General features: G+C 73.0%; 15 protein-coding genes and 2 tRNA genes. 11 read left to right on the forward strand and 6 right to left on the reverse strand.

Annotated elements, in window-relative coordinates; genetic code table 11:
• Positions 1–2: 2 nt before the first annotated feature.
• From ACF07S_RS05215 to ACF07S_RS05225, 3 genes are all read left to right on the forward strand, one after another.
• A complete protein-coding gene (locus tag ACF07S_RS05215; protein ID WP_391962186.1) occupies positions 3–902 on the forward strand; it encodes a pyridoxamine 5'-phosphate oxidase family protein in 900 nt (299 codons plus the stop codon).
• Positions 903–929: 27 nt separating this feature from the next.
• Positions 930–1370, forward strand: coding sequence for an NUDIX hydrolase (locus ACF07S_RS05220; RefSeq protein ID WP_391973474.1), 441 nt, complete (start codon positions 930–932; stop codon positions 1368–1370).
• Between the two features lie 238 nt (positions 1371–1608).
• Positions 1609–3369 (forward strand): TIGR03767 family metallophosphoesterase, encoded by a 1761-nt coding sequence (locus ACF07S_RS05225; RefSeq protein WP_391973475.1) that lies wholly within the window; start codon positions 1609–1611, stop codon positions 3367–3369.
• Positions 3370–3424: 55 nt separating this feature from the next.
• Here the strand turns inward: ACF07S_RS05225 and ACF07S_RS05230 are convergent, their stop codons facing one another.
• On the reverse strand, positions 3425–4474 hold the full coding sequence (locus tag ACF07S_RS05230) for a hypothetical protein (protein ID WP_391973476.1): 1050 nt from the start codon (positions 4472–4474) through the stop codon (positions 3425–3427).
• A gap of 216 nt (positions 4475–4690) precedes the next feature.
• Complete coding sequence (gene pepN / locus ACF07S_RS05235) at positions 4691–7267, reverse strand: aminopeptidase N (RefSeq protein WP_391973477.1); 2577 nt, start codon at positions 7265–7267, stop codon at positions 4691–4693.
• A gap of 137 nt (positions 7268–7404) precedes the next feature.
• Between pepN and ACF07S_RS05240 the strand changes: the two genes are divergently transcribed.
• Positions 7405–8052: a DsbA family protein gene (locus tag ACF07S_RS05240; protein ID WP_391973478.1), complete on the forward strand. Its 648-nt coding sequence runs from the start codon at positions 7405–7407 to the stop codon at positions 8050–8052.
• 3 nt (positions 8053–8055) lie between these two features.
• On the opposite strand, the gene ACF07S_RS05245 is transcribed toward ACF07S_RS05240, so the two are convergent.
• Together ACF07S_RS05245 and ACF07S_RS05250 are read right to left on the reverse strand one after the other, a co-directional pair.
• Positions 8056–8298 carry a hypothetical protein gene (locus ACF07S_RS05245; RefSeq protein ID WP_391973479.1) on the reverse strand — a complete coding sequence of 81 codons (243 nt, stop codon included), beginning with the start codon at positions 8296–8298 and terminating at the stop codon, positions 8056–8058.
• A 237-nt stretch (positions 8299–8535) separates the two neighbouring features.
• Entirely contained in the window at positions 8536–9915 is a 1380-nt protein-coding gene (locus tag ACF07S_RS05250) for an amino acid permease (protein ID WP_391973480.1), read from the reverse strand.
• Between the two features lie 374 nt (positions 9916–10289).
• Between ACF07S_RS05250 and ACF07S_RS05255 the strand changes: the two genes are divergently transcribed.
• Entirely contained in the window at positions 10290–10874 is a 585-nt protein-coding gene (locus tag ACF07S_RS05255; RefSeq protein WP_391962178.1) for a biotin transporter BioY, read from the forward strand.
• A gap of 275 nt (positions 10875–11149) precedes the next feature.
• Here ACF07S_RS05255 and ACF07S_RS05260 read toward each other — a convergent pair whose 3' ends face one another.
• A complete protein-coding gene (locus tag ACF07S_RS05260; RefSeq protein WP_391973481.1) occupies positions 11150–12616 on the reverse strand; it encodes an amino acid permease in 1467 nt (488 codons plus the stop codon).
• A gap of 215 nt (positions 12617–12831) precedes the next feature.
• Between ACF07S_RS05260 and ACF07S_RS05265 the strand changes: the two genes are divergently transcribed.
• The 5 genes from ACF07S_RS05265 to ACF07S_RS05285 all read left to right on the forward strand — a co-directional run bounded on the left by ACF07S_RS05265 (position 12832) and on the right by ACF07S_RS05285 (position 17551).
• Positions 12832–13317, forward strand: coding sequence for a ribose-5-phosphate isomerase (locus ACF07S_RS05265; RefSeq protein ID WP_391962176.1), 486 nt, complete (start codon positions 12832–12834; stop codon positions 13315–13317).
• A gap of 45 nt (positions 13318–13362) precedes the next feature.
• Positions 13363–14208 (forward strand): Fpg/Nei family DNA glycosylase, encoded by an 846-nt coding sequence (locus ACF07S_RS05270; protein ID WP_391962175.1) that lies wholly within the window; start codon positions 13363–13365, stop codon positions 14206–14208.
• A gap of 525 nt (positions 14209–14733) precedes the next feature.
• Positions 14734–15912 carry a PP2C family protein-serine/threonine phosphatase gene (locus ACF07S_RS05275; protein WP_391962174.1) on the forward strand — a complete coding sequence of 393 codons (1179 nt, stop codon included), beginning with the start codon at positions 14734–14736 and terminating at the stop codon, positions 15910–15912.
• A gap of 26 nt (positions 15913–15938) precedes the next feature.
• On the forward strand, positions 15939–16415 hold the full coding sequence (locus tag ACF07S_RS05280) for an HD domain-containing protein (protein ID WP_391962173.1): 477 nt from the start codon (positions 15939–15941) through the stop codon (positions 16413–16415).
• 941 nt (positions 16416–17356) lie between these two features.
• Complete coding sequence (locus tag ACF07S_RS05285; RefSeq protein ID WP_145869249.1) at positions 17357–17551, forward strand: hypothetical protein; 195 nt, start codon at positions 17357–17359, stop codon at positions 17549–17551.
• Positions 17552–17636: 85 nt separating this feature from the next.
• Here the strand turns inward: ACF07S_RS05285 and ACF07S_RS05290 are convergent.
• Positions 17637–17707 (reverse strand) — tRNA-Gly (locus tag ACF07S_RS05290).
• Between the two features lie 166 nt (positions 17708–17873).
• On the opposite strand from ACF07S_RS05290, the gene ACF07S_RS05295 reads away from it, so the two are divergent.
• Positions 17874–17950 (forward strand) — tRNA-Pro (locus tag ACF07S_RS05295).
• Positions 17951–18011: the final 61 nt, after the last annotated feature.

Consider the following 18011-nt stretch of genomic DNA (forward strand, 5'->3'; position numbering starts at 1 on the left):
CCGTGGAGACGACCCCAGAGGTGTACCACGCGGGCTCGCGCGCCGTTCAGGACCGCGTGGGCGTCCGCGGGAGCGCCGACCACGTCGGCCGGTCCGTCGGGCGGCACATCAAACCGGTGGCCGCCGCATTCCTGGAACTCCAGCCGCTGCTGGTGGTCGGCGCCGCCGCCCCGGACACCGGCAGGGTGTGGGCCTCCCCGCTCACCGGCGCCCCCGGCTTCGTCCGCGCCACCGGCCCGCGGCAGATGTCGGTCACCGGCGGACCGCGTCCGGCCGACCCGCTCACCTCCGCCCTCGCCACCGCGGGAACCCGGGTCGGCACCCTCGCCCTGGACCCGCGCACCCGCCGCCGCATGCGCCTGAACGGCCGGTCCCGCCCCACCCCCCGGGGCTTCGCCGTCGAGGCCGGCCAGGTGTTCGCCAACTGCCCCAAGTACCTGCAGAAGCGGGAGTCGTACGACACGGTCGCCGGCCGCCGGCCGGGCGTCACCCGGCACGGCCGCCACCTCACGGACGAACAGCGGGCGTTCGTGGAGGCGGCCGACACCCTCTTCATCGCCACCGTGCACCCGGGCGGAGCGGACGCCGGCCACCGCGGCGGCGACCCCGGCTTCGTCCGCACCACCTCAGCGACCGGACTGAGCTGGCGCGACTACCCGGGCAACGCCATGTTCCTCACCCTCGGCAACCTGGCCACCGACCCCCGGGCGGGTCTGCTCCTGCTCGACTGGACGACGGGAAGGTCGCTCCAGCTCACCGGCGAGGCCCGCACCGAGTTCACCGCCGACGGGGAGCGCCGGGTCCACTTCACCGTCGCGGAGGCCGAGGACACCCCGGGCGCCGTGCCGTTGCGCTGGTCGGCCCCCGCGTACTCACCTGCCAATCCGCGGCCGCCGGGATAACGTCCCCGGATGCGAAGGAAGTTGAGGGTGGCGGCCTACGCCGTGGTGGTGCGTGACGGACAGTTCCTGCTCGCCCGGTCCCCGGGCCCCGGGGGCGTGCCCGAGTGGGTGCTGCCGGGCGGGGGCATGGAACACGGCGAGGATCCCCACGACACCGTGCGCCGGGAGGTCGAGGAGGAGACCGGCTATCTCGTCGAGGTCACCGGACTGCTCGGCGTGCACTCCCTGCGCCGCACCTTCCCCGGGCGCCTCGGCCGCGGCGTCGACCACCACGGCCTGCGGCTGGTCTACGAGGGCCGGATCACCGGCGGTGAACTGCGCGACGAGATCGGCGGGACCACCGAACTCGCCGCCTGGCAGCCCCTCGACGCCGTGCCCGGACTGGTCCGGGTACCCCTCGTCGACATCGCGCTGCGGCTGTGGCGGGAGCGCCCGGCGGACGGGCGGGTGGAGACCGCCGGGGGGTAGCCGGGCGGTCCCCGCCCCGTGAGGTGAACGCGGCGTGACCGGCCCGGGGCGGGTGGGGGAGCGGCCGTCGACGACCGTGGCGGTGCGGGATCCACGTACGGCGATCGGCGTTGCGCGTTGCCGTCCCGTTCACGCGCAGGCCATTCCCGGTGCCAAGCATCCAGTACGAGCGGGGCGCTCGCCAGGCGGGCGCCCCGCGACCACTGCCGACGCGTTCGCACCCGGGGAGACAAGCGCCATGTCGCGCACACGCTCAGCCGCCGGCTCCACTGGACTCCACCGTCGTTCCCTCCTCGCCGTCCCCGGAGCGGTGGCCCTCTCCGCCGGCGCCGGCTACGCCCTGCGGCCCGGCGACGTCGCCGCCGCCGCGGCCACCGGTGCCGGCTCCGAGGAGGCCGCGCCCGCCTCCCCCCGGCAGACACCGCCCGCCCCGCCCGCGCCGTACACGCGCGGCACCACCGTCGCAGGCACGGCGGCCCCGCGCGGCGGCGGCCCGGGCTACCGGCGCCTCGCCGACGGCCCGGGCTGGGACCGGGTGGTGCGCGGCGAGCTGGCCGCCGCCCGCCCCGGCCGGGCCGGCCGCCGTACCGCGCTCGCCGCGTTCGTGCAGCTCACCGACCTGCACCTCATCGACGCCCAGCACCCGCTGCGCCTGGAGTACCTGCGCCCGGCCGACGTGCACGCCTGGCGGCCGCAGGAGGCGCTGACCGTGCAGGGCGCGGTCGCCCTCGTGGAGCGGATCAACGCGCTGCGCGGCGCCCCCGTCACCGGCTCCCCGCTGGACTTCGCGATGACCACCGGCGACAACACCGACAACAACTGCCGCTCCGAGCTGGAGTGGTTCCTGACGGTGATGAGCGGGGGCCGGATCACCCCCAACACGGGCGACCCACGCCACTACGAAGGTGTCCAGAACAGTGGCCTGAAGCAGTACTGGCAGCCGGACTCCGCCGTCCGCGACGCCGACAAACGGCTCGGCTTCCCGCACCTGGACGGCTTCCTCGCGGCGGCCGTCCGCGAGGTGAACAGCCCCGGCCTCGACCTGCCCTGGTACTCCACCGTCGGCAACCACGACTCGATGCCGCTCGGCTGCTACGCCTCCCACGGCGACCCCCGCCTCACCGAACTCGCGGTCGGTGGACGCAAGCTGATGGAGGTACCGGCGGCCGAGGCCCGCCGGCTCCGGCAGACGATCAAGAAGGCCACGGACCCCAGGGGCGTGCGGTACGGCGACTTCCTGAGGGCGCACGCCCGGGCCGCGCGCCCCGTCACCCCGGACGAGAAACGCGCCCCCTTCACCCCCGCCGAGTACCTGCGGGCCCACCTGGACCCGGCGTACCGCGGTCCGGGCCCGGCCGGCCACGGCTACTCCGCCGCCAACCTCGACGCGGGCACCCAGTACTACTCCTTCCGCGTCGCCGGCGACGTCCTCGGCATCAGCCTCGACACCACCGACCCGGGCGGCCACTACACCGGCTCCCTCGGCACCGCCCAGCTGCGCTGGCTGGAGCGGACCCTGCGGGACAACCGGGACTCCCACGTCATCGTCTTCAGCCACCACACCAGCACGAGCATGAACAACACGCACCGCGACCCGGCACGCCCCGGGGAACGGCGCCACGACGGCGAGGAGGTCACCGCCCTCCTCGGCCGGTACGGCAACGTGGTGGCCTGGGTCAACGGCCACATCCACCGCAACGCCATCACCCCGCACACCGGTTCCGGCGGCTCCTTCTGGGAGATCTCCACCGCCTCCCACGTCGACTTCCCCCAGCTCGCCCGGATCGTCGAGCTGGTCGACAACAAGGACGGCACACTCTCGCTCCTCACCACGCTCGTCGAGTCCGCGGCCCCGGCCCGCACGGACTTCGCCGACCTCTCCCAGACGGGCCTCGCCGCCCTCTACCGCGAACTCTCCCTCAACGCCCCGGGAGCCCGCACGGACCTGGCCGGCGCCGCGCGGGACCGCAACACCGAGCTGGTGCTGAGGAAGCGCTGAGGACGGCCCGCACCCGGGCGCGGGAAGGGGGCCGCCGGCGGCCCCGCCTCCCCGTCTACCGGGGAAGGACCACGACGTACGCCGCCGGATCGCGGTCGGCCGCCGCCATCAGGGCCGTACGCACCACCGCCGCCTGCTGTTCCGCCAGGTCCCGGAGCTTGCGCGGGGTGATGTGGACGACCGTGACGCCGAGGCGTTCCAGGTGCTCGCGCCTGCGGGCGTACTCCGACCACTCCGCCTCGTCCTCGGGCCGCCGGCCCGGGCGCGGCGCGCGGGTGTCCAGCTCCACCGCCACCGCCTGCTCCGGCCAGTACGCGTCCAGGCCGCCGAGGCGGGGACCGCCCGGCAGCCGCAGGTCGACGTTCCAGCACGGCTCCGGCAGGCCGTGGTCGCGCACCATCCGGTACAGCCGCCCCTCCGCCAGTGCCCGGCCCTCGGCCAGCAGCGAGTCCACCGCGTCCACCACGTGCGGCCGGTTCAGCAGCTTCGCGGCGGTCAGTTCCCGCACCGCCGCCGCCGGTTCGCAGTGGCCGCCCCGTACCGCCTCCGTCAGCAGCCGGCGCACCGCGACCGCGTCCTCCAGCCGTGCCACGGCGTCGGCCAGCGCACGCGCGACCGGCGCCACCGGCACACCCGTGACCTGCTCCGGGGCGGGCAGGGAGGAGGTGCGGACGACGCGCGCGCAGCCCGTCGACCGCAGCCGGCGCAGCCGCGGCACCAGGACGTCGAGGACCTCCAGGGAGGCCGGCGGGGGAGCGGAGGCGAAGCCGTGCAGGGCCAGCGCGGCCAGCCCGGTGATCATCGCCTCCCCGGCGGGGGACGCGGGCGGCCGGTCCGCACCGGGCTGCGCGGGAACGCTCCCGGTCCGCTCCCGCGCCGCGTACAGCAGCACCGCGTGCAGCCGCTCGTCGCCGGTCGGCGGGCCGGGGTGGAGCAGGACGACGCCCGGCAGGAGCTGCTGCCAGGGCCCGCCGGGGCGGCACCGCTCGCCGGCCTCCGCGGCCGAGACGCCCCGGGCGCGCAGCTGGGCGTGGGTGAGCACCCGGCGCGCGCCGTCGGCGATCCGGTGCGGGGAGCGGGGAGAGAGGGGGGTGTTGTGGGTCATGCCCGGCAATTTCCCGCTTGCGGCCCGCCCGTGAACCCCTGTTACGACTCCGTCGACAAACGCGGACAAACGCGCATCCGGGGAAGCGTGTTCGGATGCCGGAAACCCCTGGTCCGTTCGGGCGGGGACCAGGGGTTACGGCTCGATTGCCCGCGTTCCGTAACGACTCCCCGGACGCCACCACGGGGAGCCGCGGCGGCGGACCCGGGGCACGGTTCAGCCGGCCGCCGCGTCGCAGCGCCGGCCGCGCAGTGCGCGGGCCAGGTCGTCACGGGCCTCCAGGACCAGTCGGCGCAGTGCCGGTGCCGCGTCCTCGTGGGCCGTGAGCCACGCGTCGGTCGCCTCCAGCGTCGCCTGCGGGTCCTGGTGCGCGGGGAACAGCCCCCGCACCACGTCCATGCCGATCTGGATCGACCGCTCGGTCCACACCCGCTCGATCACCGCGAAGTACTTCCGCGCGTACGGCGCGAGCAACTCCCGCTGGGACGCCTGCGCGAAGCCCGAGATCGTCGCCTCCACCAGCGCGTTGGACAGGGCGTCCGACTCCACGACCCGCGCCCAGCACTGCGCCTTCACCGCCGCCGACGGCCGGGCGGCCAGACAGCGGACGTGGTGCCGCTTGCCGGAGGCGGTGTCGTCCCGGGCCAGCTCCTCGTCCAGCGCCTTCTCGTCCGCCACCCCGTGCGCGGCCAGCGGCTCCAGGAACGCCCAGCGCAGTTCCTGGTCCACCTCGAGCCCCGGCAGGGCCACCGTGCCGTCCATCAGCGAGGTCAGCAGCTCGAAGTGGGCCGGGGCCTCGGCGACGTGCGCGAAGAACCGCGCCCACGCGAGCTGGTGCTCGCTGCCCGGCTCGGCGGCGTGCAGCAGCGCCGAGGCGCCCTCGGCGAGCCGGCGGCCGGTCTCCTCCCGCCGCTCGGGCGCGGTGTAGTGCACGGCGGCCGACTCCGCCCACGCGTGCAGCATCTGCAGCACGCCGATGTCGGACTCCCGGCCCGCGAACTCCAGCACCAGGCCGATGAACTCCCGGGCCGGCAGCAGCGCGTCCCGCGTCATGTTCCACAGCGCCGACCAGCACAGCGCGCGGGCGAGCGGGTCGGTGATGTCGCCCAGGTGCGCGCCGAGCGTGGCCAGCGAGGTCGCGTCGAAACGGGTCTTGCAGTACGTCAGGTCGTCGTCGTTGACCAGCACCAGCTCCGGGGCGTCGGCGCCGGCCAGCTCCGTCACCACCGTGCGCGCGCCGTCGACGTCCGTCTCGGCCTGCGCGTACCGCTCCAGGGTGCCGCCGTCGGTGCGCCGGTACAGGCCCACCGCGACCCGGTGCGGGCGCAGTTCGGGGTGGGACTCGGCGGCCTCCTGCAGGACCGCCAGCTCCTCGATCCTGCCCTCGGTGTCCAGCAGCACCTGAGGCGTCAGGGAGTTGACGCCGGCCGTCTGCAGCCACGCCCGGGACCAGGCGGCCATGTCCCGCCCGCTGGTCTCCTCGAGCACCGACAGCAGGTCACCGAGGCGGGTGTTGCCGTACGCGTGCCGCTTGAAGTAGCGCCGGGCGCCCTCGAGGAACGCGTCCTGCCCGACGTACGCCACGAGCTGCTTCAGTACCGAGGCGCCCTTCGCGTACGTGATGCCGTCGAAGTTGAGCTTGGCGTCCTGCAGGTCGCGGATGTCGGCGGTGACCGGGTGCGTGGAGGGCAGCTGGTCCGCCCGGTACGCCCACGCCTTGCGGCGGTTGGCGAAGGTGATCCAGCCGTCGGTGAAGCGGGTCGCGCCGACCAGCGAGAACGCGCCCATGAAGTCCGCGAAGGACTCCTTCAGCCACAGGTCGTCCCACCACTCCATGGTGACCAGGTCGCCGAACCACATGTGGGCCATCTCGTGCAGGATCACGTTCGCGCGGGCCTCGTAGGACGCCCGCGTGACCTTGCCCCGGAAGATGAACTCCTCCCGGAAGGTGACCATCCCCGGGTTCTCCATCGCGCCCAGGTTGTACTCGGGCACGAACGCCTGGTCGTACTTCCCGAAGGGGTACGGGTAGTCGAAGTGGTCGTGGAAGAAGTCCAGGCCCTGCTTGGTCACCAGGAAGACGTCGTCGGCGTCGAAGTGCGGGGCGAGACCCTTGCGGCACATCGCGCCGAGCGGGATCTCCAGCCGCGTGCCGTCCTCGAGGACGCGCTCGTAGCTGTCCGTCACGTAGTGGTAGGGGCCCGCCACCACACACGTGATGTACGTCGCGATCGGCTTGGTCTCCGCGAACCGCCACACGCCGTCGGTGAGTTCACCGGCGCCGTTGCTCCACACCGTCCAGCCCTCGGGCGCGCGCACCTCGAAGCGGTAGGGCGCCTTGAGGTCGGGCTGCTCGAAGCCCGCGAAGACCCGGCGGGAGTCGGCCGGCTCGTACTGGGTGTAGAGGTAGACCTCGCCGTCCTCGGGGTCGACGAAGCGGTGCAGGCCCTCGCCGGTGCGGGAGTAGGCGCACCGCGCGTCGACGACGAGCTCGTTGTCGGCGGCGAGGTCCTCCAGCAGGATCCGGGAGCCGTCGAAGACCCGGCCGGGGTCGAGGTCCCGCCCGTTGAGCGAGACGGCCGTCACGCTCGGCGCGATCAGGTCCGCGAAGCTGCTCGCCCCCGGCTCGGCGCAGCGGAACCGGACGGTGGTGACGGACCGGAAGGTGCGCGGGCCCTCCCCGTCGCTGTCGCCGACCGCCGACCGCAGGTCGAGGGACACCTCGTACCCGTCGACGGACAGCAGGGCTGCCCGCTCCCGGGCCTCGTCGCGGGTCAGGTTCTCACCGGGCACGGGCGGCACTCCTCAGGCGTCGTCGACAGGGATGAACAGGACCGATCCTGCCATGTGCCCCTGACGGCGGTCAGCCGGGAATGGTCGGGAGCGGACGCCGCGTTGTCCCGGGAAAGACCGTCTTCACAAGGAGCGACATGTCGGACACCTCTCCCGCCACGCCCGTCGACTTCTGGTTCGACCCGCTGTGCCCCTGGGCCTGGATGACCTCCCGCTGGGTGCTGGAGGTCGAGAAGGTGCGGGACATCGAGGTCCGCTGGCACCTCATGAGCCTCGCCGTCCTCAACGAGGACAAGCTCGACGAGCTGCCCGCGGAGTACCGCGACCTGCTCGAGACCAAGGCGTGGGGGCCGGTCCGGGTGGTGATCGCGGCCCGGCAGGAGCACGGCCCCGAGGTGCTCGGCGACCTCTACACCGCGCTCGGCACCCGCATCCACAACAAGGACGAGGGTCCGGGCAGGGAGACGGTCGCCGCCGCCCTGACGGACGTCGGCCTGCCCGAGTCCCTCATGGAGCACTGGGACTTCACCCCCTACGAGGACGAGCTGCGCGCCTCCCACAAGGAGGGCATCGACAAGGTCGGCCAGGAGGTCGGCACCCCGGTCATCGCGGTCCCCGGCCCCGGCGGCGAGGAGATCGCCTTCTTCGGCCCCGTCGTCACCCCCGCCCCCAAGGGCGAGGAGGCCGCCCGCCTGTGGGACGGCACCCTCGCGGTGGCCTCCGTCCCCGGCTTCTACGAGATCAAGCGGACGCGGACGAAGGGGCCGGACTTCAGCAACCTGTGACGGTCACTCCAGCACGGGTGCCTTGATCGGCTCGGCGAACGGCTTCTTGTTGAAGCCCGTGCGCAGGTTGCGGCACTGCCTGCCGGTGTCGGGGTCGAGCACGTTCACGCAGAGCCAGAACTCGCCGACCCCGGACCGGCCCAGCCGTTCCTTGAGCCAGTCCTCCTCCTTCTTGTCCAGCCGGCGGTGCCGCTGGTACCCGCCGCAGGTCATGCAATAGTCGTTCATCGTCCTCTGTGTCGCCATTGCGCAACGATGACCCGGATTGCCGCATACGGGAAGCCCCCGCGAGTCACGTCCTCGCGGGGGCTTCCGTCTTTCCGCCTGCCGGGTGAACGGTGAGAAGACGATCACGAGGCAGGACGCTTATTGCAAATATATTGCAACTGCACGTTAGCAGCAGAAAGGTGTACGTGCCCCCGGACGCGCGAAACGGCCCCCGCGCGTCCACGCGGGGGCCGTTTCGCGGAAGGGCGGGGCCGGTCAGCTCCGGGAGCGCGCCCGCTGCCGGACGTATCCCGCCGCCGCCAGGGCCAGCGTCATCCCGCCCGTCGAGTACAGCTGCGCGCGCGTGCCCGGCTCCCGGGCCATGAGGACGAGGACCGCCGCCATCCCGGCCAGCGCCACCCACGTCAGCCACGGGTACGCCCACATCAGCACCGCCGGTTTCCCCTCCGCCTCCCGCTCCAGCCGGCGGCGCAGCCGCAGCTGGGAGACGGCGATGAAGATCCAGACGACCAGGATCACCGCGCCGATCATGTTCAGCAGCCAGGAGAAGACGTCGTCGGGCCGCCAGTAGCTCAGCAGCACGCACAGGAAGCCGAAGACGCAGGAGGCCAGCACGGCGATCCGCGGCACCCCGCCCGACACCCGGCCAAGGGCCTTCGGCCCCTGCCCCCGCTCCACCAGCGAGTAGCCGATGCGCGAGGCGCCGTAGATGTTGGCGTTCATCGCGGACAGCAGCGCCACCAGCACCACGACGTTCATCAGCTCGCCGGCGCCCGGGATGCCGAGGCGGTCCAGGGCGGCCACGTAGGGGCCGTCCTCGACGACCGCCGGGGAGTCCCACGGGACCAGCGTGACGATGACCGCCATGGAGCCGACGTAGAACAGCGCGATCCGCCACATCGCCGTACGGACCGCGCTCGCCACGCCCTTGACCGGGTCCTCCGACTCGGCCGCCGCGATCGTCACCGTCTCCAGTCCGCCGTACGCGAAGACGGAGGCGAGCAGTCCGATCACCAGGCCCTCGCCGCCGTTGGGCAGGAAGTCGGTGAGGTGGGAGGTGCCGGGGGAGTCCGTGCCCGGCAGCACCCCCGCGACGGCCAGCACGCCGAGTCCCAGGAACAGCGTGATCGCGCCGACCTTGAGCGCCGCGAACCAGAACTCGAACTCGCCGAAGTTCCGCACCGCGGCGAGGTTGGTCCCGCAGAAGACCACCATGAAGAGCGCCACCCACGCCCACTCGGGCGTGCCCGGCAGCCAGCCGGTGACGATCTTCGCCGCGCCGATCCCCTCCAGCCCGACCGCCGTGCACAGCAGCACCCAGTACGACCAGCCCGCCGTGAACCCGGCCCACGGGCCGATCGCCCGCTCCGCGTGCGCCGAGAAGGAGCCCGACGAGGGACGGGCGGCGGACATCTCGCCCAGCATCCGCATCACCAGCATCACCAGGAGGCCGGAGAGGGCGTAGGCGAGGACGATGGAGGGCCCGGCGGCGGCGATCCCCGCGCCGGAGCCGACGAACAGCCCGGCGCCGATCACCCCACCGAGGGCGATCATCGACAGATGGCGCTGCTTCAGGCCGTGCGAGAGGGAGGCGCCGTCCGCCTTCGGGGGCGTCTCGACCGTGGTACTGGGCATGGGCGCGGCTGGTCCAATGCGGGAGACGACAAAAACGCCGTCCATTCTGGTCGGCCCTCCCGCGCCCGCGGAGGGGGTGCCCGGCATGTGGACACGCTCCACGCGCAGGGTGACGTGCCGGTCACCGATTGCCGGTCGCCGTCCGCCGCACCGCTCCGGCGGTTCCCCACAGCCGCGCTTCCACCCGGAGCCGCCGGTCAAACCACCTCACCCCCGTGACCGGTGTCACCTCGTACCGCTTGTCACCTTCGCCCTTTGTCCGGAGCCCACCACGCCGGTGTTCACGCCTTTGTCGGGCGCTGACGGTGATCGGCGCGCGGGCGCCGGTATAGCGTCGCCGTGTCCTCAACTGCCCTCACCCCGCGGAGACCTCCATGAGCACCGCTGCCGTCACGTCCGCCCGATCCGGACAGGTCCTCGCGGACCTCATCCCGGCCTCCCGTGTCCGCGACGCCGCGCTCGTGCTCGGCGGTGCCGCGCTCACCGGCCTCGCCGCCCAGATCGCGGTGCCCGTCCCCGGCTCCCCGGTGCCGGTGACCGGCCAGACCTTCGCGGCGCTGCTCGTCGGCACCGCCCTCGGCGCCCGCCGCGGCTTCGCCTCGCTCGCGGTGTACGCGCTGGTGGGCATGGCCGGGGTGCCGTGGTTCGCGGAGGGCGGGTCCGGGACGTCCATGCCGTCCTTCGGCTACATCCTCGGCATGCTGCTGGCCTCCGTCGTCGTCGGCGCCCTGGCCCGCCGCGGCGCCGACCGCTCCGCCTGGCGGATGGCCGGCACCATGGTGCTCGGCTCGGCGATCATCTACGCCGTCGGCGTGCCCTACCTCGCCCTGGCCACCGGTATGTCCGCCTCCGCCGCGATCGCGGCCGGCCTCACCCCGTTCCTCATCGGGGACGCCCTGAAGGCGGCCCTGGCGATGGGCGTGCTGCCCACGGCCTGGAAGCTCGCCGACCGCCGCTGACGAGCGGACGCCCCGCACGCCGGGACCGGGACCCGCAGGACGGGGGCCCGGACCAGCACAGCGGGGCCGCCGCCCCGCATGGCAGGACGGCGGCCCCGTACAGGGCCGCGGGCCGCACGACGGGGCCGGCGCCCGCATCGACAGGGCCACGGGCCACATGACAGGGCCGGGGGGGGCCGGCCCCCGGCCCCCGGCCCCCCCCCCCCCGCGGGGGGGGGGGGGCCGGGGGCCGGGGGCCGCGGCCCCCCGGCCCTGTCACGGAGCGGAGCGCGGCGTCAGCCGGCCCGGACCTCGTCCCGCGGCTCGGCGTCCGGGGCCCCGCGCCCCGCCATGCGCTGCCGCACGACGGCGATCGCGAGGACGACGGCGGCGACCAGCAGCGACAGCAGCACCGTGGTGCGCCCGTCGTGCTCCGTGTCGGTCAGCATGTAGCCCAGCACGAACACGATCAGCGCCGCGCTGGCCCACGTCAGGTACGGGTACAGCCACATCCGCACGACCAGCTTCTCCGGCGCCTCCGCCTGGATGATCTTCCGCATGCGCAGCTGCGAGAAGCAGATCACCAGCCAGACGAACAGGGCGACCGCACCGGAGGAGTTGACCAGGAAGAGGAAGACGGAGTCCGGGAACCTGTAGTTGAAGAAGACGGCGACGAAGCCGAACACGACCGACGCGATGATCGCGGTCCGTGGCACGCCCCGGTCGGTGGTCCGGGCGAACGCCTTCGGCGCGTCCCCGCGCTCACCGAGTGAGAAGGCCATCCGGGAGGCGGTGTAGAGCCCGGAGTTGAGGCAGGACAGCACGGACGTCAGGACGATGAAGTTCATGATCTGACCGGCGTGCGCGATACCGAGGGAGTCCAGGGCGGCCACGTACGAGCCGTCCTCGGCGATCGACTCGCTGTCCCAGGGCAGCAGACAGATCACGACGAAGATCGAGCCGAGGTAGAAGACGCCGATCCGCCAGATGATGCTGTTGGTCGCCTTGGTGACGGCCCGCTGCGGGTCCTCCGACTCGCCGGCGGCCAGGGTGGCGATCTCGCTGCCCATGAAGGAGAAGACGACGAGCAGGATGCCGGTGAGGATGGCGCCGGCGCCGTTGGGCAGGAAGCCGCCGTGCTCGGTGAGGTTGGCCAGGCCCGCCTGGTCGCTGTCGACGCCGGGCAGCAGACCGAAGACGGCCAGTCCGCCGATGACGATGAAGGCGCCGATGGCGACGACCTTGATGCCGGCGAACCAGAACTCGAACTCGCCGTAGGAGCCGACGGACACCAGGTTGGTGGCGGTCAGCACCACCATCACGATGAGCGCCCAGCCCCACTGGGGAACGGCCGGGATCCATCCCTCGAGGATCGCGGCGCCGGCGGTCGCCTCCACCGCCAGCACCACGACCCAGAAGAACCAGTACAGCCAGCCGATGGTGAATCCGGCCCACGGGCCGAGCGCACGGTCGGCGTGCGCGGAGAAGGAGCCGGAGGTCGGGTTGGCCGCCGACATCTCACCGAGCATCCGCATCACCAGCACCACGAGCGTGCCGACGAGGGCGTACGACAGGAGGATGCCGGGGCCGGCGGTCGCGATGCCGGTGCTGGAACCGACGAACAGGCCGGCGCCGATGACACCGCCGATGGCGATCATCGACAGGTGCCGGTTCTTGAGTCCGGCCTGGAGCCCGGATCCTCCCGGGGCCCCGTGGCCGCCGGGGCCGTCCTCGGCCTTGGACAGGGTCGGCTGCGAAGTCATGGGGTGGTCTTCCTTTGCGCCGTTGAGCGGTCCCCGTACAGCGACGTACGAGCCGGACCAGTGAAACGGAGGCGAACGTGTAGGGGAACCTTTGATTTCGGATTGTTACTTGAGCTTTCCCTGAGCTTCTATGAATTTACTTAGAGTTCTTACGCGATGCGTCCCGCGCCCCACCCCGCGCCGCCACGTGCCGGCGCGCATGTCACACTCGACGCATGCGCGTGTATCTCGGCTCGGACCATGCGGGCTACGAACTCAAGAACCACCTCGTCGAGTGGCTCCAGGCGGCGGGACACGAGCCCGTCGACTGCGGCCCGCACATCTTCGACGCCCAGGACGACTACCCGCCCTTCTGCCTCCGCGCCGCCGAGCGGACCGCCGCGGACCCCGGCGCCCTCGGCATCGTGATCGGCGGCTCCGGCAACGGTGAGCAGATCGCCGCGAACAAGGTCAAGGGCGTACGGGCGGCCCTGGCGTGGAGCGAGGAGACGGCCGCACTGGGCCGCACGCACAACAACGCCAACGTGATCGCGATGGGCTCGCGCATGCACACCCAGGACGAGGCGACGAAGTTCGTCGAGATCTTCGTGAGCACCCCCTTCTCGGAGGACGAGCGGCACATCCGCCGCATCGACATGCTCGACGCCTACGAGGCCACCGGCGACCTCCCCCCGATCCCGGCCCACCACCCCCAGCGCTAGCACCCCGGACGAGACGGACGAGGAGAGCGAGGGGGAGGCCGACCCGTGCCCGAGGGCCACACGATCCACCGGCTGGCCGAGGACTGCGCCGCGGTCTTCCGGGCCGGCGCCCCCCTCCGCGTCACCAGCCCCCAGGGCAAGTTCGCCGACGCCGCCGCCCTCCTCGACCGCACGCCGCTGCACACCACCGACGCCCACGGCAAGCACCTCTTCCTCGGCTTCCTCGGCTTCGGAGACCCCGGCCCCGAGCACACCGACTGGGTCCACATCCACCTCGGCCTCTTCGGCAAGGTCACCTTCGGTCCGGCCCCGGCGCCCCCGCCCACCGACACCGTGCGCCTGCGGCTCGCCGACGACACCGCGTACGTCGATCTGCGCGGCCCCACCACCTGCGCCCTGATCACGGACGGGGAGAAGCGGGCGGTGCACGAGCGCCTGGGACCCGATCCCCTGCGCCCGGACGCCGACCCGGCCCTCGCCTACCGCCGGATCGGCCGCAGCCGTACGACGATCGCCGCGCTCCTGATGGACCAGAAGGTCATCGCGGGCGTGGGGAACGTCTACCGGGCCGAGGTCCTCTTCCGGCACCGGATCGACCCCTACCGCGCGGGCCGGGACATCACCCCGGCCGAGTGGGACGCCCTCTGGAGCGACCTGGTCGCCCTGATGCGCGAGGGCGTCCGCAACAACCGCATCGACACCGTCCGCCCGGAGCACACGCCGGAGGCGACGGGCCGCCCGCCGCGCGTCGACGACCACGGCGGCGAGGTGTACGTCTACCGCAGGGCCGGCCTGCCCTGCCACATCTGTGGCGGCGAGATCCGCACCGCCGACCTCGCCGCCCGCAACCTCTTCTGGTGCCCCGCCTGCCAGCGGCGGGCGGGGCGTTAGCTCCGAGGAACGGTTCCCCGGAACCCGTGCGGCAGCCACGGCGCCGGGCCCCCGCTGCCGAACGCCGGGGACGCCTCCGCCGGCGCGCCGGGCCGCGGTGCGCGTCCCCGCCCGGCCGTCGGCGCCCCGTGTTCCAGGGGCGGGAGGCGTCCTCCACCGCCAACTCGCCCCCCCAGGCGCCCGGCACCGTCCCAGGTGGCCAGAAAACGGTCGAACCCGGTGAGTGCGTGCCACAGTTGACGTTCTTCTTCCGCCTCTGGGTTCCCACTGAAGGCACGGCTCAGGTTTGCGTACCACTTGTCCCGTTCATCCGGCCGCAGTACCCGAATTCCGGCCGTGGGGTCCGCCTGCCCGGTCGCCATGGGCCGTGTCTGCCGGGACCCCGTGGGACGGGCCGGAGATTTTCCTCCGCTCGGGCCCCACGGCGCCGCTCCGTGAAGTTCACTGTGAAGTCGGTCCCCGACAGGGGGACAACCAGGACCTCCCGTGCCAAGCGGCCGGTCCGATGGATAGGGTCCCGAACTAATGGCAGCAGGACGAGAGCGGCGCGCGGCAGCCGACACGTTCACGGCCCGGTTGAAGAAGCAGTGGCACCGGGCCCGCGTCGGCATGCGCCGATCCGCCGTCGACTACTTCCGCGGGGACGGCTCGGACTGGGTCGCCCTGGCCGGACTGCTCCTCACCGTCCCGCTCATCGCGGCCGGGACCCTCGCCAACTCCGTCTGGTGCGCGCCCTCCGCACTGGTCCTCCCGATCGTCGCGGGCGGCCTGCTGCTGCGCCCGGCGAGCCTGCTCGGCCTGTACGCGGCGGCCGCGACCGCGCTGATCGTGGAGTCGGTGCAACTCGGCCCGTACACCGAGGGCGCGGCCCGGGTCACCCCCGGTGTGGTCCTCACCGTCGCCGCCTGCGGCTTCTTCGGGCTGCTCGTCGCCCAGTTCCGCAGCCGTGTCGGCGTGCCCTGGCGGCGCGGCGGCACCATGCTGTTCGACCTGCGCGAACGCATCCGCGTGCAGAGCAAGCTGCCGAAGCTGCCGGCCGGCTGGCACCGGGAGATGGCGCTGCGCCCGGCGGGCGGACAGTCCTTCTCGGGCGACTTCGTGGTCGCGGCCCGCACCAACGGCGGACGCACGCTGGAGGTCGTGCTGACCGACGTCTCCGGCAAGGGCATGGACGCCGGCTCGCGGGCCCTGCTGCTCTCCGGCGCCTTCGGCGGACTCCTCGGCAGCCTCCCCCCGCACGCCTTCCTGCCGGCCGCCAACGGCTATCTGCTCCGCCAGGACTGGGACGAGGGCTTCGCCACCTCCATCCACCTGGTGCTCGACCTCGACTCCGGCGACTACGAGCTGTACTCCGCCGGACACCCGCCGGGCCTCCAGCTCAGCATGGGCAGCGGCCGCTGGGAGGAGAAGGTCGCCGACGGCCCCCTGCTGGGCGTGTACGACGGCGCCCGGTTCGACCCGGTGAAGGGCTCGCTGCGCCCAGGCGACGTGCTGATGCTGTTCACCGACGGTCTGGTGGAGACCTCCGAGCGGGACATCGTCGAAGGCATCGACCGCCTCACGGGCGAGGCCGACCGCTATGTCGCCGGCGGTTTCCACGGAGCCGCCTGGCACCTCATCGAGGCGGTCGCCAAGGACGTCAACGACGACCGGGCCCTGCTGCTGATCTGCCGGGAGGGCCCCACGGCCGCCGCGTCCCGCTGACCGGCCCCGCACGGCACACTGGGCGGGTGACCGAGACACCGCGCACCCCGCTGACCCCGGCCCAGGTCGAGGCCACCGCCCGGGCCGCGCACGCCGGGCAGACCGACAAGGCGGGCCGGCCCTACGCCGAACACCTGCGGGCCGTCGCCGAGGGCGTACGGGCCCGCGGCGGCGACGAGGAGCAGATCGCGGCGGCCTGGCTGCACGACGCCGTGGAGGACGACCGGCTGACCCGGCAGTGGCTGCACGAGGCCGCGCTGACCCGGCGGACCAAGGACATCGTCCTCGCGGTCACCAAACGGCCGGGGGAGCCGCCCGAGGCGTACGCGGCCCGCGTCCTGGCCACTCCCGGCGCGCTCCTGGTGAAGGAGGCGGACCTGGCGCACAACGCCGACCCGGCCCGTCTCGCCGTCCTGGACGAGGCGACCCGCACACGGCTGACCGGGAAGTACGCGCGGATGCGCGCACTCCTCGGTCTGGCGGCGGAGGAAGGCGGGCCGTAGCGCCACGCGGAGACCTTCTCGCGGGTCTCCGCCTTCGCCTGCCGTTCGCGTGCGCGGGCCGGCCCGAACCGGCCCAGGCAGATGACGAAGGCCGGCATGCGGAACGCGTGCACGACCGTGTACGCCGCTTCCAGGACCCGGCTGTCGCCCTTGAGCGGCTCCCCGGCGTGACCGACCGCCACCAGCACGATCGCCGGGTACCCGGCATTGCCGGAGAACGCGTCGCGCCGTCTGCCGGACGCCGCCGGCGACCGGGCCGGGGGAAGCCGGGCCCCGGGGTCGCCGTGCGGTCGCCGCGAACTCGTCACGGCCCCTCCCGGCGGGAACCCGGGGAGACGCTCGGCGAACCCGCCGCGCCTGTGGGGGACGAGGCGGCGTGGAACATCCGGGGCACCCCGGCGTCGTCCGCGACATTCCGTGGAACGCCCCACGTCATTCCCGGTCATGCGGACCGAAGGCCCGTCAATGAGCCCGGGAACGGGAGAAAAACGCGCCGCCTGACGTGATGGTCAACACGGTGGTCGACCAAGGGTCCCACTGGACGCAGTGGAGGTCTTGCCGTGACGATTCCCGGCCAACCCCCACATAGGAGTACAGGAGACTCGGGTCAAATGCCCTGTTCCGGCTGCCTGCTGGACGCTGCCTCCCCGTCGGCGGGGTGCGTGCGACGGTCATCCGGGCCGGCTGCGAAAGCGTTGTGTGGACACGGAAACGATCCGGTTCGAATTCCCCGCACGGGTGTTTCCTCGAATTGGCGTACGGTACAAGGGTGTCGGCCCGCGCGGGCCGGTGCGGGCGTGCGGGGCCGGCCGCCGCGGGACGGATGATGCGTCAGCCACCGCACAGCCCGGCCGGGTTGGTGGCACGATGGTCCTGGCGGGGTGCGCGTGGTCGCGTCGCCCGGGCCGGGGAAGCCGAACCGACCAAGGGTGTGATCAGTTGTGGCCATTTCACTGTCTGTGGTGCTGCTGTTGGCGATCATCCTGGTGGTGTTGATAAGAGGCGGCTCCCTGAAGGCCGGGCCGGCGGTCGTCGCCGTCCTCTTCGGCTTCTTCCTCGCCTCCACCGGCATGGCCGACGACATCCAGAGGTTCCTGGACTCGGTGGCCGGGATGATCAACTCGATCAGCTTCTGACCCCGCCCCGCCCTGCGCGCGGACCCACGGAAACGACCGGGGCCGGGTCGAGGAGAAGTCCTCGACCCGGCCCCGGGCCGTACAGAGCGGGCGACGGGAATCGAACCCGCGTAGCTAGTTTGGAAGACTAGGGCTCTACCATTGAGCTACGCCCGCACGGTGCGCGCCGCGCGTCGGACGGCCGCGGCACTGACAGGCATCGTAGCGGGTCGTGGGCCCTCGTCGCACACCCCGTTCCCGGGGTGCCGCCGACGCCGCACCGCGCCCGGGAAAAGCGGCGGCCGTTCCGCCCGGGTGCATGTACCCTACGTGTCGCACCAGACGGGGTGTGGCGCAGCTTGGTAGCGCGTCCGCTTTGGGAGCGGAAGGCCGTGGGTTCAAATCCCGCCACCCCGACCAGCCACCTGCTTCACGCACCGGTGATCGCTTTTGGGTGCCGTAGCCGCTGCCGTTACTATGC

Origin of the sequence: Streptomyces sp. NPDC016640, from assembly GCF_043076215.1 — a bacterium.
In the GTDB taxonomy this organism is placed as follows: Bacteria; Actinomycetota; Actinomycetes; order Streptomycetales; family Streptomycetaceae; genus Streptomyces.